General features: G+C 39.7%; 16 protein-coding genes. 7 read left to right on the top strand and 9 right to left on the bottom strand.

Going from position 1 to position 17,434, the window contains the following annotated elements; all coding sequences use genetic code 11:
• Positions 1–74: 74 nt before the first annotated feature.
• The gene (locus T7867_RS04305) at positions 75–296 is read left to right on the top strand and encodes a hypothetical protein (protein WP_273273957.1); all 222 of its coding nucleotides are present in this window, start codon (positions 75–77) and stop codon (positions 294–296) included.
• Here T7867_RS04305 and purE read toward each other — a convergent pair.
• From purE to T7867_RS04290, 3 genes are read right to left on the bottom strand one after another with little or no spacing between them, the layout of a single operon-like run.
• On the bottom strand, positions 293–799 hold the full coding sequence (purE, locus tag T7867_RS04300; protein ID WP_322299865.1) for a 5-(carboxyamino)imidazole ribonucleotide mutase: 507 nt from the start codon (positions 797–799) through the stop codon (positions 293–295). The two genes, T7867_RS04305 and purE, sit on opposite strands and share 4 nt — an antisense overlap.
• Entirely contained in the window at positions 796–1,932 is a 1,137-nt protein-coding gene (locus tag T7867_RS04295; protein WP_322299864.1) for a 5-(carboxyamino)imidazole ribonucleotide synthase, read from the bottom strand. Before T7867_RS04295 ends, purE begins: the two co-directional genes overlap by 4 nt.
• Before the next feature lie 54 nt (positions 1,933–1,986).
• On the bottom strand, positions 1,987–3,786 hold the full coding sequence (locus T7867_RS04290) for a MutS-related protein (RefSeq protein WP_322299863.1): 1,800 nt from the start codon (positions 3,784–3,786) through the stop codon (positions 1,987–1,989).
• Positions 3,787–3,906: 120 nt separating this feature from the next.
• Here T7867_RS04290 and T7867_RS04285 point away from each other — a divergent pair, with 120 nt between their 5' ends.
• From T7867_RS04285 to T7867_RS04275, 3 genes are read left to right on the top strand one after another with little or no spacing between them, the layout of a single operon-like run.
• The gene (locus tag T7867_RS04285) at positions 3,907–4,479 is read left to right on the top strand and encodes an RNA polymerase sigma-70 factor (protein WP_068216127.1); all 573 of its coding nucleotides are present in this window, start codon (positions 3,907–3,909) and stop codon (positions 4,477–4,479) included.
• A gap of 48 nt (positions 4,480–4,527) precedes the next feature.
• Positions 4,528–5,514 carry a FecR family protein gene (locus T7867_RS04280; protein ID WP_322299862.1) on the top strand — a complete coding sequence of 329 codons (987 nt, stop codon included), beginning with the start codon at positions 4,528–4,530 and terminating at the stop codon, positions 5,512–5,514.
• 8 nt (positions 5,515–5,522) lie between these two features.
• Positions 5,523–6,998: a carboxypeptidase-like regulatory domain-containing protein gene (locus tag T7867_RS04275; RefSeq protein WP_322299861.1), complete on the top strand. Its 1,476-nt coding sequence runs from the start codon at positions 5,523–5,525 to the stop codon at positions 6,996–6,998.
• On the opposite strand, the gene feoB is transcribed toward T7867_RS04275, so the two are convergent.
• The 3 genes from feoB to T7867_RS04260 form a co-directional block, all read right to left on the bottom strand.
• A complete protein-coding gene (feoB, locus tag T7867_RS04270) occupies positions 6,991–9,099 on the bottom strand; it encodes a ferrous iron transport protein B (RefSeq protein ID WP_273273949.1) in 2,109 nt (702 codons plus the stop codon). The two genes, T7867_RS04275 and feoB, sit on opposite strands and share 8 nt — an antisense overlap.
• A 5-nt stretch (positions 9,100–9,104) precedes the next feature.
• The gene (locus tag T7867_RS04265; protein WP_068216114.1) at positions 9,105–9,326 is read right to left on the bottom strand and encodes a FeoA family protein; all 222 of its coding nucleotides are present in this window, start codon (positions 9,324–9,326) and stop codon (positions 9,105–9,107) included.
• Between the two features lie 69 nt (positions 9,327–9,395).
• Complete coding sequence (locus T7867_RS04260; protein ID WP_322299860.1) at positions 9,396–10,721, bottom strand: HTTM domain-containing protein; 1,326 nt, start codon at positions 10,719–10,721, stop codon at positions 9,396–9,398.
• A 40-nt stretch (positions 10,722–10,761) separates the two neighbouring features.
• Between T7867_RS04260 and T7867_RS04255 the strand changes: the two genes are divergently transcribed.
• The gene (locus tag T7867_RS04255; RefSeq protein WP_185101180.1) at positions 10,762–10,917 is read left to right on the top strand and encodes a hypothetical protein; all 156 of its coding nucleotides are present in this window, start codon (positions 10,762–10,764) and stop codon (positions 10,915–10,917) included.
• On the opposite strand, the gene T7867_RS04250 is transcribed toward T7867_RS04255, so the two are convergent.
• Both T7867_RS04250 and T7867_RS04245 read right to left on the bottom strand, forming a co-directional pair.
• Positions 10,918–13,347: a bifunctional UDP-N-acetylmuramoyl-tripeptide:D-alanyl-D-alanine ligase/alanine racemase gene (locus tag T7867_RS04250; RefSeq protein WP_322299859.1), complete on the bottom strand. Its 2,430-nt coding sequence runs from the start codon at positions 13,345–13,347 to the stop codon at positions 10,918–10,920.
• A 9-nt stretch (positions 13,348–13,356) separates the two neighbouring features.
• Positions 13,357–13,695, bottom strand: coding sequence for a tRNA-binding protein (locus tag T7867_RS04245; protein WP_068216108.1), 339 nt, complete (start codon positions 13,693–13,695; stop codon positions 13,357–13,359).
• A 114-nt stretch (positions 13,696–13,809) separates the two neighbouring features.
• On the opposite strand from T7867_RS04245, the gene T7867_RS04240 reads away from it, so the two are divergent.
• Both T7867_RS04240 and T7867_RS04235 read left to right on the top strand, forming a co-directional pair.
• A complete protein-coding gene (locus T7867_RS04240) occupies positions 13,810–14,166 on the top strand; it encodes a hypothetical protein (protein ID WP_288339813.1) in 357 nt (118 codons plus the stop codon).
• A gap of 73 nt (positions 14,167–14,239) precedes the next feature.
• A complete protein-coding gene (locus T7867_RS04235) occupies positions 14,240–16,621 on the top strand; it encodes a TonB-dependent receptor (protein ID WP_322299858.1) in 2,382 nt (793 codons plus the stop codon).
• Here the strand turns inward: T7867_RS04235 and T7867_RS04230 are convergent, their stop codons facing one another.
• Complete coding sequence (locus T7867_RS04230; protein WP_068216103.1) at positions 16,622–17,344, bottom strand: 1-(5-phosphoribosyl)-5-[(5-phosphoribosylamino)methylideneamino]imidazole-4-carboxamide isomerase; 723 nt, start codon at positions 17,342–17,344, stop codon at positions 16,622–16,624.
• Between the last annotated feature and the right edge of the window lie 90 nt (positions 17,345–17,434).

Raw genomic sequence — 17,434 nt, 5'->3', positions numbered from 1 at the left:
ATTCATCTAATTAACAAAATCTTAAATAGCTCTTTATCAATTGCTTTCGGAAAATATGTTATGCTTGCATAATAATGTCGAAAGTAAGTCCACACATAGATTTAGGCACTGGATATGTGCAAATATCTAAGCTCCCTTTTGATCAGGCGATCAAGATAAGGGAGTTTGTTCCTCAGTCGAGCATTTTGAGCTTTAATACCTCAGAAGGCTTTATAGCCGATGCATTGGAGTATAGCCAGTACGAATACTGGTTCGATTTCCACCATGAATCTTACGAAGCAGACTTTAGTATTTAGGCTTTCCAACCACTTTTGGCAACGGCCTCAATACTGTCTTCTACTTTTGTTCTGAGGTTTTCTTTGTATTCGGTTAAGTTATTGGCAACTGCTTCATCTGAAGTGCCAACAATTTGAGCAGCAAGAATACCTGCATTTTTTGCTCCGTCTAGTGCTACTGTAGCTACAGGAACACCACCAGGCATTTGTAGAATGGAAAGAACAGAATCCCAACCATCTATAGAGTTGCTAGATTTTACGGGTACGCCAATTACTGGCAGAGTAGTTAAACTAGCCACCATTCCGGGTAAGTGAGCAGCACCACCAGCACCAGCAATTATCGCCTTCAAGCCACGGTCTTTGGCCGACTTGGCATAATCGAACATTCTATCTGGTGTTCTGTGGGCAGAAACAATGGTAAGGTCGAATTCAACGCCTAAATCTTCTAAAACTTGAGCAGCTTCTCTCATTACCCTTAGGTCTGACTGACTACCCATTATAATTCCTACTACTGCCTTACTCATGCTTTTACTTTTAAGGTGGATTTAACGAAATTAACTTTTTCTCTTAGTTCATTCATGTCTTGGTCAGACACGGTTATGTGTCCCATTTTTCGGAACGGTTTGGTGAGTTTCTTACCATATAAGTGCACGTGAACTCCAGATTTAGCAATTACTTCAGACATGCCTTCATACTTGGCGTCTCCAGTAAAACCATCTTCTCCTAAAACATTCACCATAGCCGATGGCCATAACGTTGTAGTGTCACCCAAAGGCCAGTTTAAGATTGCTCGCAAGTGCTGCTCAAACTGAGAGGTAACATTGCCCTCAATAGTTTGGTGGCCACTGTTGTGGGTTCTTGGAGCCACTTCATTCACTAATAAATTGCCCTCTTTGGTGAGAAACATTTCTATGGCTAAAAGGCCTACCATATCGAGTTTTTCGATAACTTCTTTGGCAAGCTTTTGAGCTTGCTCTTCAATGCCTGAATTGATTTCTGCTGGTGAGAAAAGATATTCGACTAAGTTGTGCTCTGGGTGGAAAACCATTTCAACCGTAGGGAAGGTCTTCATTTCTCCTGCCTCATTTCGAGCTACAATTACTGCTAACTCTTTCTCGAAATCGACCATTTCTTCCACAAAGCCAGGGGCATCGAAAGCTTTGTCCATGGCTTCTTCATTTCTGATTACCTGAACTCCTCGTCCGTCATAACCTCCGGTGGCCAGCTTATTTACGAATGGCAAGAAGTCTTTCTTAGCTTGCACTTCTTCTGCATTGGCCACCTCGTGAAATGGAGCGGTTGGAATTCCATGCTTTGCATAGAATTGCTTCTGATGCAGTTTATTCTGAATTAGCTCGATTACTTCTGGCTGAGGGAATACCTTCTTGCCTTGTTTTTGGAGTTCTTTTAATGCTTCAGTATTTACATTTTCTATCTCAATAGTAAGTAGCTCTTTATCTGCCCCAAAAGCCATTACAGTATCAAAATCGGTAAGTGAGCCATTGGTGAAACTGGTAGAGATGTTTTTACACGGAGCATTTGGGTCTGGGTCTAGCACATGAACATCGAGATTGAAGTCGATAGCAGACTGAATCATCATTCTGCCTAACTGACCACCGCCAAGTACACCAATTTTTACATTAGAATCGAACGCCATAGATTTTTCAAAAATGAGCCCAAAAATAAGTAATTCCGTAGAACTGATGGCGCATTATTCAACTTCAATACCCATGAGCTGCATTAGCTTAGTGGCGTTAAAGCTTTTACATAAACCTGGCGTTAGTTTGTAGTTGAAATGAATTTCGTTGCCGGTAATGGTACTGTTGAAACTGTAGTTCTTTACTCCTGCCAATTCATTGGTCATATTGCCTAGCACAATGTCGTGTGTAGAAACAAAGCCAAACGCATTGGTTTTGTTGAGCTGTTTAATAAGCGCTGTGGCACCTTTATGTCTGTCATCTGAGTTTGTGCCTTTCAATACCTCATCGATCATGAATAGTGTCGGTCGTGCTTCATCAATCTGACCGATAAGTTGCTTCAGCCTTTTAAGCTCAGCATAGAAGGACGAAACGCTCTCTTCCAAGTCGTCTTGGGTTCGCATACTAGTAAATACTTTCAGCTCTCCCACTTGCATTGATTTGGCACAGACAGGTGCTCCCATAAGCCCAAGAACGCAGTTGATTCCTACTGTTCTGAGAAAAGTACTTTTCCCGCTCATATTTGAACCAGTGATTAAACAAACTCCGCCCTTGCCAGAGAAATCAAAATTGTTACTCACTCTTTTGTTTGAGTTGATAAGCGGGTGTCCGAGTTCTTCTGCGCGGATAGTATGAGGTGTGTCGGCAATTTCTGAATACTGATAATCAGGGTTTGAGAATGCAAAGCCAGCAATGCTCATAAGAGTATCTATGGTTCCTATTACTTCAAACCACTCTTCTAGGTTTGCTTCGTTCTCTTCCTTCCACTTATTAATCTTTAGATACCAAAATATGTCTAAAAGCAAGATCGCATTGAGTAATTGGTAAAGCACATTAGCTCTGTTCTGAAGGTTATCCAAGATGCCCGATAACTCCTGCAGTAACTTAGAGGCTTTCTTGTTTCCGTTACTTAATGGGGATTTCAGTTCTTGAAGTACTGTGCTTTTTACTTCTGCATTTTCTATTAACTCAATTTGTGCTTTTAATGAACGAAGAGACTTATAGCCGTTTTCTGTTTGTCTAGTGATGGCCAAGAGCTTTTGGAAAAGAGTGCTCAATACTCCAATGTTTATGAAAATCAGTAAAATGGGTAAGCCTATTGCCACAACAGAGAAATACGCTAAGACAATGCTTGTTATAGTGGCTACTGAAAGCAATGCCATGAGCACTTTGTAAACAGATCGGTTTTTAGTGGATTGCTCTTCTTTTAACCAATTGAAAAGAGTTTTAATACTGTCCTTATTAGGCTTTTCTTCAGCCATTCCCTGTGCCTGAAACTCTTGTCTTAAATCTAACTGAGAAGTGAGCTCTTTAATAGCCTCCTGTCTTTTTAGTATCTCCTTTTTAGGAGCGTGATTACTTAGCCAGTTAGCAAGAATTTGTTTTCCGAATACTGATGAAGTTCTATTGATAAGTTGATATAGCGAGTGCTTTCCAAAAATATCTAAGTCCATATGGTAGGGGTGGCTCGGGACAAAGAACTCCATACCATCTTCAAATCCACTTAGGTTAAACTGCCCTCTCAGAATTTCATCAGAGTTTATCTGAGAAAGGTTGTTCATAACCTTTAGTCGTCTTTTTATAGATTGGTGTTTTTTCAATAGCACCAAATAGCCAATTAGAAAGACAACGACCGATGACAGAAGCAAGACACTATTCCCAGCATTGGCAGCATAAACAAAGGTGATTGTGAAAACTATAAACAGAATAACTCGTAATGTTGAGAATGTATTAGAGTCAGACTTCAATGACTTGGCAGATTGCTTGAATTCATCGAATCTTTTTTGATAGGTCTCTTGGGCTGTTTCTTTCAAGTTTTCTTTAGTTTAAGCTTTAGCATACGGGTTTACAAAACTAGGGTTAGCCCTTTATTTTCTACCTCTATGCAATTAGTAAAATCTTTATAACTTCAACCCATCGAGAAACAACTAAGTGTGGTAATAGACGAAGTGCAGTTGTTAAAGGCATTTGCCAAAGGCGACAAAAAAGCTTTTGAAAAACTCTTTAAGGAATATTATGATCCTGCTTGTAGGTATGTGATCAGAATTATTAGGGATCAAGATACAACTGAAGAGATTGTTCAGGCTACTTTTGTGAACCTTTGGGAAAAAAGGGAAATGATTCGTTCCGATATCAGCTTCAGGTCCTATTTATTTAGGGCTGCCTATAATACGGCACTCAACTACATAAAACATAGAAAAGTAGTGGCTAGGCATGTGGCCAGCAAGCAAGATAGAATTGAAGAGGTAAGAAGAAACTTTGTAAGTCATCAGCCAGATTTCGAGCTTCAGAAAAGAATAAAAAATGCAGTTGAGGAATTGCCACCGCAATGCCAACGAGTGTTTAGGTTAAGCAGAGAAGAAGGGCTGAAGTATCATGAAATTGCTGATGAGCTGGGCATCTCTAAAAAGACCGTAGAAGTGCATATGGGTAAGGCTCTGAAGATGCTTAGAGAAAGTTTAGGAGATTATTTAACTATTTTTTTACCTCTTATCTTTTTTTGGTAGGGGTATCTATGCATAAAATTGTCTGAATATTGTAGATCAAGAAATACAATGGAAACGCGAATAGCCAAATATCTGGCTGATGAGATGGGAAAGGCAGAAAGAGAGCAGTTTGAAGCCGAATTGCTTTCTGATGAACAGCTTAGCAATGAGCTGCAAAATTGTGCTGCCTCGTGGGAAATAAGTTCAGTCTACACAAATGATAGCTTCGATTCAGATGCTGCATGGAATAAAATAGCTCCTGAGCTTACCATAGAACGTCAACTCAAGCCAGAAAAAACCAATTTTTCATTCTTAAAAATTGCTGCAAGCATTGTTATTGTAGCAGCGGCAGGGTTCTTTCTAGCTAAAAATGGTGGGTTTACAATAGGTTCGGATAATGAGCCCCTTCTCGTAGAAACAGCCAATCAAGTTGAAGAAGTTACATTGCCAGATGGTTCTGTAGTTAGACTAAACGCTAACTCTTCTATTAGTTATGACGAGTCTTTTGGAGAATCAAATAGAAACGTAACCCTAATGGGTGGAGCTAATTTTGATGTTCAAAGAAACGAGAACCTACCATTCGTTATCTCTACTGTTAATAGCGAAGTAGAGGTTCTTGGTACTAGCTTTGAAGTTAGGGCCTATGAAAATGAATCTGTAGAGGTGAATGTAACTTCAGGTAAGGTTGGCTTTAAATCTACTAAAGCTAAAGGAGAGCCAGCAGTTCTAGAAGCAGGAGAGAAGGCAGTTCTTTCTGCTGATGGTACTCAAATGCAGAAAGGTAAGTTGAAGAATAACAATTTTTCCGCTTGGTGGACAAAGCAGCTTGAATTTGAAAACGTTAGTTTAGCTGATATAGCAAAAGACCTCCAAAAGACTTACTGGGTAGAAATTGAAGTAGCTGAATCTATAGCAAAATGTGAGGCAACTTTGTATGTCAATGACCAAACTATTGACGGAGCCTTAGATATCTTACAAGCGACTTTTCCTGCCATCACTATAACCAAGGATAAAGAAAATCACATAAAATTAGACGGAATTGCATGTAACGATTAAATTGGTGCATGCATCGAACGCTTGTCGTCTCATTTTTCTTCTTCGTTGCCATTAAATTATTTGCTCAGGACACTCAGAATTCTGTCCTTAATAATGAGGTGTCCATTCAGTTCGATGATGTGAGCTTGCCAACGGCTTTACGACAGCTCAACAGAGAAGCGAATCTTAGCTTTTCCTACAATAGTAATATCATTCCCAGAAACACTCGAATAAATGAGTCTTATAACAGTGTATCTGTCAAATATCTTCTCGATGACTTGCTTTCTAAAGGCAATCTCTACTATAGAGAGGTAAATGGTACCATTGTTATATTAAAAAGAATATATAGCGAAAGGGCAATTACGGGAGTTGTTTTAGATAAGGAGACCCAAGAGCCCTTACCCTTTGCTAATGTGTTTATAGACAATAGTACTTTAGGAGTGCCAACAGATCTAGAGGGACGGTTCAAAATTGATAATATACCAGATATTGGTTTCAACTTAGTAGTCTCTTATGTTGGATATAAGTCTAAATCTATCTCTTTTAATTATAAGCAGGAGGTGAAGGACAGAAACTTCATCATTGAGATGGAGATAGACCCTATTGCCTTAGAGGGAATTCAAGTTATAGGCAGATCTAGGAAGAAAAATAGTGGTGAAAACAGACGGCTCTACAAGCGGTTTGAGCAGGAATTCTTAGGCCGATCTGAAAATGCTAAAGACTGTGAAATTATCAATCCCGATGTGCTGGATTTTGAGGTTATAGATAGCCTTGATAATTACAAGGTTACTGCTGAAGACATACTTTACATAGAAAATAGGGCATTAGGCTTTAGAATAGGTTATTTATTAGAAGAGTTTAAATTTGAGAGTGGGACTAAAGTAAATATAGGCTCTGCGCAGTTTAAGGAATTAGAGCCAAAATCTAGAAGGCAATATAGAAGATGGGAGGAGGCTAGAGAGCAAGCTTACAACGGTTCTGTACTTCATTTTTTGAATGCCTTGATTATGGGGAGGTTGGAAGCAGAAGGTTTTAGGGTTAATATTATTCAATACGATTCAGTAACTTCAGAATATACCACACCACTTAATCCGCAACCGCTCGATCAAATACTTCAGATTGAGAAAACCGAAAAGGAATACTTATATAGGCTTAAAACAGTAGGTGATATAGAGGTTACCTATAGAGGAGAATTTGAAGATGATGACTATAAGAAACTGTATAGAAGTACCTCTAAAAGCGGTAATTATAAGTATACAGATAAGAAAGCAAGATCCTCTATTTCATTGTCGGACAATCAAAGCCTAACAAGCTATCAGGTTTTTGGTCTGGAGTTGGATGAGCTAGAGCTCTTCCAAAAGTCAATTATCTTTTTCGACAAGAAGGAAACCCCTGTGAGCTTTCCAGGGCAGTTTCTAAGCCCACGTGATGTTACTTTTGGTGGTTGGTGGAGGTGGGGAGCTTTCTCAGATGTTCTCCCCCTAAATTATAGACCTACTAACTAAATATATTGTAGGTTACAAAAGCAGCCAAGTATGCTACAGCAGACATGTAAATGGTCTGAAGCAAAGGCCATTTCCAACCCTTGGTTTCTCTATATACCACTGCTAAAGTACTCATGCATTGCATGGCAAAAGCATAGAAAACCATAAGCGAAAAACCTAAGGCTGGTGTATACATCTTCTCTCCGGTTCTTGGATCAACCTCCTTGCTGAGCTTTTCTTTGATGGTGAGTTCATCCTCTTCATCAGCTCCTATACTATAAATGGTAGAAATGGTGCCTACAAATACTTCTCTGGCAGCAAAGGAGGTAATAAGTGCTATTCCAATCTTCCAGTCATAGCCTAGAGGTCTTATGGCAGGCTCAATAAATTTACCAAAAACCCCAGCGTAAGAGTGCTCTAGTTCGTAGGCGCTGATGGCATTTTCAATCTCCTCTTCTGTTCCAGATGGCATTTCTGATCTAACAATCTGCTCAGCATTATCAAAGTCTTCACCAGGCCCATAAGAGGCGAGTACCCATAATATTATTGAGATGGCCACAATCACCTTACCTGCTTCAAAAACAAAGGTTGTAGACTTTTCATAGATAGTAAGAAGCACGTTCTTCCACTGTGGTACTTTATAGGTAGGTAATTCCATAATGAAATAGCCTCTCTGCTTAGTTTTGAGGATGAATTTCATTACCCAAGCAGATAAAACCGCGGCAATAATTCCCAATAGATATAAAGCGGTAAGTACTAGTCCTTGTAGGTTCAAAAAGCCCAAAACCTCTTGCTCTGGTACAACTAAGGCAATCAGTAAAGTATAAACGGGCAGTCTTGCCGAGCAACTCATGAAAGGCGTAACAAAAATAGTGATGATTCTATCCTTCCAACTATCTATACTTCTAGTGGCCATAATGGCGGGAATGGCGCATGCCATACCTGAAACTAGGGGCACTACACTTTTGCCATTTAAACCAAAGGCTCGCATAACTCTATCCATTAAAAATACAGCGCGAGACATATAGCCAGACTCTTCTAAAAGACTAATGAAACCAAACAGAAGGGCTATTTGAGGAATAAAAACCACTACACCTGCCAAGCCTGCGATTATTCCATCTGTCAGTAAATCTCTCACAACTCCCTCTGGGAGTGCTTCACTGACAAGCGAAGAGAAGCCAGCCATTATCTCTTCGATAAAGGTCATTGGCCATTCTGACCAAGCGAATATGGCTTGGAAAATGAGTAGGAGAATGGCTGCGAATATGGCATAACCAAAGAATTTATGAGTTATGATTTTATCTGCTTTTTGAGACAGACTTAATTCTTTGACATCGTTGGTTTTAATGTTTCTATCTACTGTCTCTGAAATAAGCGTATAGCGGCCAAGAACCTCTTGTGATTGGGTAGGAACATCATAAAAACCCGTATCGCTTTTTATTTGCTCTATTTGCTTGCGTTGTTCTTCGCTTAAGAAGTTCAACTTTACATTTTGCTGGGCATATTGGTATGCTCTGTAGTCTTCAGCTATGTCGAAAGAAGACTTTATTTTATCTATAGTGTCTTCAGCCAAAGACCGAACCGGGTAAAAAGGTTTTTTTGGAACCCTAAGTTCTTGAGTTAAAATGTTCTTTAAGGTTTCTACTCCTAAACCAGAATGCGAGTTTGTTGCTACTATTTTAACCCCTAGGTCTATTGAAAGGGATCTTAAGTCGAACTTGAGTTTTTTGCGCTCCGCTAAATCCATCATGTTCAACACTAGAACACAAGGAATATTTAAGTCCCGAATTTGAGTAAAGAGTAATAAGTTTCTCTTTAGGTTGGTGGCATCGGCTACTACTATTAGTGCGTCTGGGTGTTGCGGATGCTCTTGATTTAGAAGTACCTCTTGAACTATCTGCTCATCGAGCGTTTTTGGATAAATACTGTATGTGCCAGGCAGATCCGTTAGTTCGGCAATTCTTCCGTCAGGAAGCTTGAAAGAACCGGATTTCTTATCTACAGTTACTCCAGGAAAGTTTCCGGTTTTTTGCTTAAGTCCTGTAAGTAAATTGAACAAGGTTGACTTACCAGAATTTGGATTTCCAACCAGTGCTATTTTTAAATCTGCCTTAGATGCCATTAATTCTAGTCTTCGATAAGAATGCTTGAAGCTTCTGATTTTCTCAATGAAAGCTGATAGCCAGCAACTTCAATAGCTATTGGGTCGCCCCAAGGTGCTATGAGTTCTAGCGATATCTCTGTACCTGGTAAGCAGCCCATTTCCATTAATTTCACAGAAAGAACTTCGTCCGTGAAACCCTTAATCACGGCTTTTTCGTGCAGCTTTAAATGGGTGACGTTCTTCAAGACTTATTTAGATTAATTATAAAGAGCGGCAATTTAGCAGACAGGTTGGTCTAAACAAAACCGTTGGAACTAATTATTGGGGCTTAGTATCCAAGGAGAGTGTTTTAAGGGTTGCCATCTTACTTCGCTCAGGTCAACCTCTGGGTCTATGAGCCTTACCATCGGGTCTCTATTAAGGCGTACAAATGCTTCTACCTTTATTTCTACATCCTCAATGCCTTGCTCTTGATATTCGCGCTCTAAATACTGGGCGAACTGCCATATCATGTCTGGATGGCCAGATAATGATGACGATTGTTTCGGAGTAAGGAACTCAATTGGCTTTACCGTCCAAGTAGAGTCTGTAGCTAAGTCTCTAATCATATAGTTAGTATAACCCGACTTGTATCTTAGCATCATTCTCCAAGAAAGTCTATGCCCTTCTTCGGTATAAAATACGTCTCCTTTATAAAGGTGATTTCTAACTGGAAGATAAATCTGTAACGCAAAATAGAGTCCAAATATGCCTACCAAGACTAGGCAACTAGGGGTAAGGTTTGGAAGGTTCTTCTGCAGCTGAACTATTGGCTTTTTTCTAAAGAAAGTGCGTCTGATTGTTTCTGGTTCGAAGAAGAAAACCATTAGGGCTATCATTAGATATGGGAAAATACCAATGTGAAATACCGCTGAATTAAAGAGGTGAAAAAATGCGGCTATGATAAATGCGGCTTTTCGGGTTCTCTTCCAGAGCAGGAAATAGACTATTAGACCGTCAAAGAAAATGCCACCATAAATTACCATCTGTTGAAGCCAATCTTTTTGTAGCAACTCGCCAATGAGCCAATAGTCTGACTTTGCTTTGAAGTTCATTCCAATAAAATCTCCATTGAGCCAGCCAGGGTAAATTTTATGCAATGCGGCAAACGTAAAAACTATCCACATTTGTAAAATGAAGATATTAATGCACCATTTTGGGCAAGTAGTGGAGACTACAGAGTTCCAGCGTTTTGAGTCGTAAGATGCATAGGCGTGTGCAGGTACTATAAGCATAAATACACACAAGAGAATGAGTAGGTAATAGTGGTTGTTGTAGTGAGATTTCTGCATCCAATAGACTAGGGTCCAAAGAATGGTGAAGCCCGCCATACCTGCCTTATAATAAAAGCCAAACATCACCATTAGTCCACATAAGGCCATAGCATAGAAGTAAATATACATCCATGGGCCATCCAGTGGTTGTAGCCATTCTAAACCAATTAGGGTGAAGTTGAATGTGGGCTCAATTAGTGCTGTATTTACCCAGCCTGTAAGTGTAGCGCCAAAGCTTTCTAGAAAAATGAGTAGCCCGAAACAGATTCTAAAAAGAATAAGTGGTGAGTTATCTACAGGTTGGAATTGAGTTTTTAACCAGTTCAATTCAATTGAATTAATTAATGCAATTTACAGTTATATGTCTATGGCTAAAAGCAAAAAGAAAGCTTTAAAAAAAGAGCAAAATACCAAGAAGCCTCAAGTAGTGAAAAACGATAAAGAAGAGGATGATACAGGTTTTGATTTTGGTGGTTTTCCTAAGGATGTAGATTTGAAAAGAAACATAGGTTGTGGAGGTTAACTATTCAGCATAGAACACTCTTTGTACCCTTCCACTTACATTAGTTAGTATTTCATACGGAATGGTGTTGGCCCATTTTGCTAGTTCCGATACTGTAGGGCTGTTTCCAAAAACAGTAACCTCATCTCCCTCTTTTACTGAAAGACCAGTTATGTCAATCATGGTCATGTCCATGCACACATTGCCAATTGTTTTTGCTTTCTGCTGGTTGATGGAAACATAGGCATTGCCATTGCCAAACACTCTTAGGTAACCATCGGCATAACCAATGGCCATCACGGCAATAGTCATATCTTGTAAGGCCTTTCCTTTTCTGCCATAACCAATGCTCTCTCCCGCTTTTACCTCTCTGATTTGTGAAATGATGGTCTTCAGTTGTGCCGGTCTCATCAGTTGACTCTGAAGCCTTTCATTCACTTCTACGCCATGGAGCCCTATGCCTAGTCTTACCATGTCTAACTGATGTTCAGCAAAACGAGTAATTCCTCCAGAGTTCAGGATGTGCAACAAGGGCTGTTTAGCTAGTATAGAGGTTATATCAGTAGCTATTTGCTTAAAGCTTTCTATTTGTGTGAGGGAAAACCCTTCGTGTTCAGCTTCGTCAGATGCGGCTAGGTGAGAAAAAATACTTTTCACTTCTAGGTCAGGCATCAGGCTTAATACTTCTTTTAGCTGTTTGATTTGGCTTTCGTTAAATCCTAGCCGGTTCATCCCAGTATTAATCACAAGGTGCACGGGTAGCGTTCTGTCTAGCGATTTAAAAGCATCGTAATAGTGCTTTAATTGGCTTACTCCATGTACTTCTGGCTCAAGATTATTCCTAGCCATGGCGTAGACATCATCTTCAGATGGATTCATTACCATAATTGGCGTGTCGATGCCATCTTTTCTCAGGGCTACCCCTTCATCGGCATAGGCAACTGCCAGATAGTCTATCTTATTGTATTCTAATAGTTTAGCAATTTCGGTGCTTCCTGAGCCGTAAGCCATGGCCTTTATTACAGCCATCACCTTGGTGCTTGGCTTTAATAGGGACTTATAAAAATGAAGATTATGTCTTACTGCGTCTAGGTTGACTTCTAGCCGGGTTTTATGAACTTTTTCTGTAAGAAGCAGTGATACTCGCTCAAGAGCGAACTTCCTAGAGCCCTTAATTAGTACCAACTGGTTATTGAGTTGATCTAGTATATCTGAGTTGATTAACGCCTCGGTCGATTTAAAGAAACGAGATTTAATCGTAAAGCATGCGCTTGCTTCGGATAGTTGGGGGCCAACGCCAATCAGCTGATCTACTCCTTTAGAAATGAGAAGATCGTTGAGTTTGGCAAAGTCTTCGAGAGTCACTTTGGACTGTATAAAGTCTGAAAGTATGAGCGTTTTTTGCTCATGAGACCGCTGTTGCTCCATAAAGTTGAGCGCCTTATTCAGTCCCGCTAAATCATTATTGTAGGTGTCATCAATTACAAAATTGCCCTCAATGCCTCTTTTTAGTTCCAACCTCATATTAACAGGTTTTATCCTATCGATACGTTCTTGAATTGAGTTGTCTTCAATGCCTAAAAATAGGCTACATACAATTACATGGGTCAGGTTTTGAATAGAAGCTTCGTCTTCAAAAGAGGTATTGAAGTAATGTGTATTGTCTCCCCATTTTATTGTCAGGCTGTTGCTGGCTTTCTGAACGAATATTGAACCATTGCTCTTTCTGGACCACCCAATTTTATCACCCTTAAAATGCTTGTCAATTAACGTGCTAACAAGTTGGTCGTCCTTGTCATAAATTAAGGTTTTGGCTCTTTTAAAGAGTTTGAGTTTCTCTTCTACCTTCTGTTCTAGGTTAATGAAGTTCTCCTCATGTGCCGGTCCAATATTGGTGAATATCCCTATATCGGGAGAAAGTATTTCTTGAAGCGGCTCCATTTCATTGGGTTTTGAAATGCCAGCTTCAAAAATGGCTAAGTCATATTTGTTGCTAATAGGCCAAACGGAAAGAGGTACCCCAAGTTGGGAGTTAAAGCTCTTAGGGCTAGCAAGCACAGTATGCGATGTAGTCAGTACAGAGGTGAGCCATTCTTTGACAATCGTTTTTCCGTTGCTTCCAGTTATTCCAATTACACGCCCTTCGAATTGGTTTCTCTTATAACTCGCTATTTGTTGCAAGGCCAAAAGGCAAGACTTTACTTTTATAAATGTGCCTCCACTAGCCACAGGTATGTCTTTTTCAACCAAAAAGAACTTCGATCCTTTCCTCAGTAATTCAGGAATGTAATCGTGACCATCTTGAGTAGCGCCTTTAAGCGCTACAAATAATTCATTGGGTAAATGTGTGGCTTGCCGGCTGTCATAACATAGCGTTAATATTTCCGTTTCACTTTTTTGGTGAGCGGAAACTTCGGCATGAGTAACCTTGGCTAGTTGGTCTATATTCAAAGCTATCGATTAAAAGAGTTTAGATCCGTTGGGAACTTTAAAATCTGGAGAGCAAAGAACCACTTTGCCGTCTTCACTTGGAAATCCGGTAACTAAAACTTCAGACATTACCTTGCCAATTTGCTTTGGCGGAAAGTTGACAACAGCAATTATTTGTTTGCCTACAAGATCCTCCTCCTTATAATAATCTGTTATTTGAGCACTAGTTTTTTTTGTGCCTATTTCAGAACCAAAATCTATCTGTAATGTGTAGGCTTTTTTTCTTGCAGATTCGTTGATTTTGGCCGAAAGAACGGTTCCTACGCGCAATTCTACCTTCTCAAAATCTTTCCATTCAATTAGCTCCATGACGGTTTATCACAAAAAAGGTTTGACATTTATTACGAATTAGTAAACAAAATTATCTACCGAACGTTAAGCCCAATACAAATTTTAATTAAATTAGGCGTTCATTTGGACAGTATGATTCGCAAGGTCACAATTTTTTCTCTTACTATGGTAGCCCTGCTACTTGTTGAGCAAAATGTATTTGCTCAAGAGGAGGGCGGTGTCGATGATAAAACATCAGATGAAATTATTACTCAAAAAGACTCGGCTCTGATTTTTGAAAGTGGCGAGATGGAACAGATTGTTCAGCCAACAGCCACTCCATTTAACATCCCTGTTAAGGAGCCTAAGCGAAACGCTACTCCAATGCTTGAAAACACTATCAATAGGCCAATTCAAGAGGGAGAAATTAAACCGAAAGAGAACAAACAAGACTTCTCATTTAACATTATCTACTACCTTCTCTACAAGTTCAAGCAGGTAGACAATTAATTCCTTTTAACCATTCCTGTAAATACTAATGATGCTTTTGCAATAGAGTTGCAAGAGTCATTACCTTTGCCTCATGAATCGGGTGTGGATTGCGGTAATATTTTTAGGCTGTTTCTTTTTTCAAGGAGCTATTGCTCAGCAAGATTGTGACTTTAACCTGAGAGGCCAGGTGTTTTCTACAGAGGATGGGGAGCCAATTCCTTTTGCAACTATCATACTGAATAATGAAGGAGAGAAAGCTACTGTTTCCGATGAAAGAGGAGAGTTTCTTTTCGAAAACCTTTGTGATAAGGAGGCAATTATTTCCATTCGTTTTGTAGGCTTCATTACTTTGACAGATACACTGTTATTAGAAGCAGGTACAAATGAATTCGAGTTTAAGTTAGAGGTGAATGTCCAAGATTTATCAGAAGTTACTGTAGAGGAAGAGGCCGTAGAAGAAGTTGCCACAATTAGCAGGGTCGAAATCAACACGAAGGCCTTAGAAAAAACAGCGGGGGAGTCCTTAGGTAAAAGTCTGTCAGGGCTTACAGGGGTAAATATGCTTCAGACGGGTCCAACCATTGCTAAACCAGTAATTCATGGGCTGCACAGCAATCGTATTCTTATTCTTAATAACGGCATTAGACAAGAAGGTCAGCAATGGGGGCAAGAGCATGCACCAGAAATAGACCCCTTTGTCGCTAATAACCTAAGGCTTATTAAAGGAGCGGCAGCGGTTAAATATGGCTCCGATGCAATTGGTGGGGTTATACTTGTTAATCCAGCAGAATTGCCAAAAACCCCTGGTATAGCTGGTAAGGCGAGTTTGATTGGAGCGGAGAATAATAGAATGTATGCTGGTTCATTATTGTTAGAAGGTGGTCTCAAAGGCTTAGAAGGTTTTGGGTGGAGAGTTCAAGGTACTTATAAAAAGGCTGGAGATGCTAGAGCATCAGATTATAGGCTTACCAATACTGGAACATTCGAGAACAACTATTCTATAGGCGTTGGTTATCATGAAGATAATTTAGGTGCTGAGTTGTTCTTCAGTAGTTTCGATGCCGAAATAGCCATATTAAGAAGTGCGCACATTGGCAACCTAACAGATTTAGAAAGAGCAATTGGCAGTGAGCAGCCTCTGTTCATAGAAGATTTTAGCTACGATATTAATAACCCTTATCAGGCAGTTAATCACAAACTCCTAAAAGCAAATGGCCATATAGAGGTTTCTGACTTGGGTCAGTTTTCAGTTCAATATGGAATGCAAGTGAACTCTAGGCAGGAGTATGACATTAGAAGAGCGGGCAGATCGACTATACCAGCACTTTCGTTGGATCTTTACACTCATACCTTGGACCTAGATTTTGATATGAGGCACAGAGGTAACTGGAAGTGGGATGTTGGAGCTAGCTTCATGTATCAGAATAATGAGAACGACTCCGAAACTGGTATTCGGCCGTTAATTCCTGATTTTGAAAACTGGGTGGCTGGAGCTCATTTAATTGCCAGATTCATTAAGCCCAGTTATGAATTGGAGGCTGGAGCGCGTTATGATTTTAGGCATTACTTAATAAAGAGATTTGATCGGCAGAATAACTTACTCAAACCGGAGTTCGATTTCAATAATATTACTGGTTCTGTTGGTGCTCTTTTCTTTTTACCAAATGACTTTCAGTTAAGAACTAATATTGGAACTGCTTGGAGAGCACCTCACGTAAATGAGCTGTATAGCGAGGGGCTACATCATGGCTCTGCGGCTATTGAAGAAGGAAACGACCAGTTAAAGAGTGAAAAGTCTGTAAAGTGGATTACAAGCATAGAAAAGTCCGTAGACAGGTATAGTTTGACTTTGTCTGGCTATATCAATTACATAACAGACTACATTTATTTGAGGCCAGAAGATGTGAGCTTGACAATTAGAGGGGCGTTTCCTGTATTTAGATACCGACAGACTGATGCTCTTCTTTCAGGTTTAGATTTCGACTTAAAGTATAATTTGTCCGAGAGGTTAGAAAGTGAGAGCAAAGTGTCGTTTATCTATGCCCAAGACAGGGTTTCTAAAAGTCCTTTAATTAATATTCCTGCTAATTCAATATCAAGTGGAATTGAATACGATTTAAAGATTAAAGGACTTGAGAATTCATACTTTGGTTTAGATGCAAGTTATACTGATAGGCAAAGGAATGATCCTAGAGTAGTTTCTATAGCTGAAATTCGTGATTCGAATGATCAGGGCTCAGATTTGTTTGAAGGGGACCAGTCAGTTTTTGACATACTGGAGGTGCCAGATGCTTACTTGCTGATAGATGTTTCTGCTGGTTTTGAAAAGCAGATATCGTCCAATACACTTAAGGTTAACCTTTCAGTCAATAACCTATTCAACACAGAATACAGAGATTATCTGAATAGGTTCAGATACTACGCTGATGAAATGGGTAGAAATGTAACCCTGAGGCTAATTTTAGAATTCTAACTACTTAGTTAGAGATTCTATGTCCTTCAGGGTTAGGTTGCCTTCATAATACGCTCTTCCGAAAATAACTCCCTTAACTCCTAGGTCGGCAAGTTTCTTAATGTCATCCACAGATCTTACACCGCCACTGGCCAAGAAATTAATATGAGGGAAAAGAGCCACTACCTTTTTGTATAGGTCGAAGTTCGGGCCTTCAAGAATTCCGTCTTTCTCAACATCAGAGCATTTCACATACTTGATGCCTCGCATATAGAAGTAATCAATATGTTCTTCTAGGTCGAAGTTAGTAGCGTCTTGCCAGCCACGGATGGTTATTTTGCCGTTTTTAGCATCGGCACCGAGTGTAATTTTCTCTCTTCCGTAAGACATTAGCCATGAAGAGAAAAGCTCTCTTTTATTAATTGCAATGGAAGAGGCTGTAATAGAGGTGGCGCCATGCTCATAGGCTTTGCTTATATCGCCATCCGTTCTGATACCACCACTGAAATCTATCTTTAGATTGGTATAACCAGCTATGCTTTCCAAAATATGATAGTTCACTGGGCTTCCTTTTCGGGCACCATCCAAGTCTACTATATGGATTTTACGGATGCCATAGTCTTCAAATTGTTTAGCAATGTCTATCGGGCTGTCTTTATATACAGTTTCTCGGGAATAATCACCCTGTTTTAGTCGGGTCAACTTACCGTTGATGATAGAAATTGAAGGTATAATCTGAATCATATGTTGATGAGCACTTTTAAGGCGGCTAAAATTAGTAATTTATTAAGCAGAAAAATGAAGCGCTGCTTTATTAATTTATTAACAGCGTGT

The sequence above is a fragment of the Roseivirga spongicola genome (genome assembly GCF_034376045.1).
Classification (GTDB): domain Bacteria; phylum Bacteroidota; class Bacteroidia; order Cytophagales; family Cyclobacteriaceae; genus Roseivirga; species Roseivirga spongicola.
This window is presented reverse-complemented; position numbering and strand designations above follow the sequence as displayed.